This window comes from Arthrobacter sp. cf158 (assembly GCF_900106835.1).
Classification (GTDB): Bacteria; Actinomycetota; Actinomycetes; order Actinomycetales; family Micrococcaceae; genus Arthrobacter.
The window spans coordinates 1-1,679 of the sequence record NZ_FNNR01000026.1; the positions used below are offsets into that span (position 1 = coordinate 1).

General features: G+C 55.3%; 1 rRNA gene. It reads right to left on the reverse strand.

The features are described 5' to 3' along the window. Positions 1-55 precede the first annotated feature (55 nt). Positions 56-1,679 (reverse strand): 23S ribosomal RNA (locus tag BLW08_RS23575); the annotation flags it as partial.

Sequence of the window (1,679 nt, forward strand, 5' to 3'; positions counted from 1 at the left end):
ACCCGTGGTGGGTTGTTGTTCGGGAACCACATAGTGGACGCGTGCAGTGTGTTGTGTGGTGTAAGTTGTTGGCCTATTAGTACCGGTCAGCTTCACGAGTCTTTAGTCCTCGCTTCCACATCCGGCCTATCAACCCAGTGGTCTGGCTGGGGGCCTCTCACACATTATGTGTATGGAAATCTCATCTTGAAGCGAGCTTCCCGCTTAGATGCTTTCAGCGGTTATCCCATCCGAACGTAGCTAATCAGCGATGCACTTGGCAGTACAACTGACACACCAGAGGTTCGTCCGTCCCGGTCCTCTCGTACTAAGGACAGCCCTTCTCAAATTTCCTGCGCGCGCAGCGGATAGGGACCGAACTGTCTCACGACGTTCTAAACCCAGCTCGCGTACCGCTTTAATGGGCGAACAGCCCAACCCTTGGGACCTACTCCAGCCCCAGGATGCGACGAGCCGACATCGAGGTGCCAAACCATGCCGTCGATATGGACTCTTGGGCAAGATCAGCCTGTTATCCCCGAGGTACCTTTTATCCGTTGAGCGACGGCCATTCCACAATGTACCGCCGGATCACTAGTCCCGACTTTCGTCCCTGCTTGAGATGTCTCTCTCACAGTCAAGCTCCCTTGTGCACTTACACTCGACACCTGATTGCCAACCAGGCTGAGGGAACCTTTGGGCGCCTCCGTTACTTTTTAGGAGGCAACCGCCCCAGTTAAACTACCCATCAGGCACTGTCCCTGACCCGGATCACGGGCCGAAGTTAGATGTCCAAAGTGACCAGAGTGGTATTTCAACGATGACTCCACCCGAACTGGCGTCCGGGTTTCAACGTCTCCCACCTATCCTACACAAGCCACTCCGAACACCAATACCAAACTATAGTAAAGGTCTCGGGGTCTTTCCGTCCTGCTGCGCGTAACGAGCATCTTTACTCGTACTGCAATTTCGCCGAGTTTATGGTTGAGACAGCGGGGAAGTCGTTACTCCATTCGTGCAGGTCGGAACTTACCCGACAAGGAATTTCGCTACCTTAGGATGGTTATAGTTACCACCGCCGTTTACTGGGGCTTAAATTCTCAGCTTCGCCACACAAGGTGGCTAACCGGTCCTCTTAACCTTCCAGCACCGGGCAGGAGTCAGTCCGTATACATCGTCTTGCGACTTCGCACGGACCTGTGTTTTTAGTAAACAGTCGCTTCCCCCTGGTCTCTGCGGCCCACACCCGCTCACGGAGAGCAAGTCTCCATCACGGGGCAGGCCCCCCTTCTCCCGAAGTTACGGGGGCATTTTGCCGAGTTCCTTAACCATAATTCTCTCGATCGCCTTGGTATTCTCTACCTGATCACCTGTGTCGGTTTGGGGTACGGGCGGCTAAAACCTCGCGTCGATGCTTTTCTTGGCAGCATAGGATCACCGGATCCCCCCAAACGGGAGTCCCATCAGATCTCAGGATCGTGATTCAACACACAGGAACGGATTTGCCTATCCCTGACCCTACATCCTTAGACCGGGGCAACCATCGCCCGGCCCGGCTACCTTCCTGCGTCACACCTGTTAATACGCTTACCTCCCGGGATCAGGTCCCGCGCTCGGCCAAAACCCACACACCACAAGGGTGATAGGGCAGGCTCCGGGCGGTTAGTATCCCCCGCTTGGCATGGGCGGTTTTTCGCCGG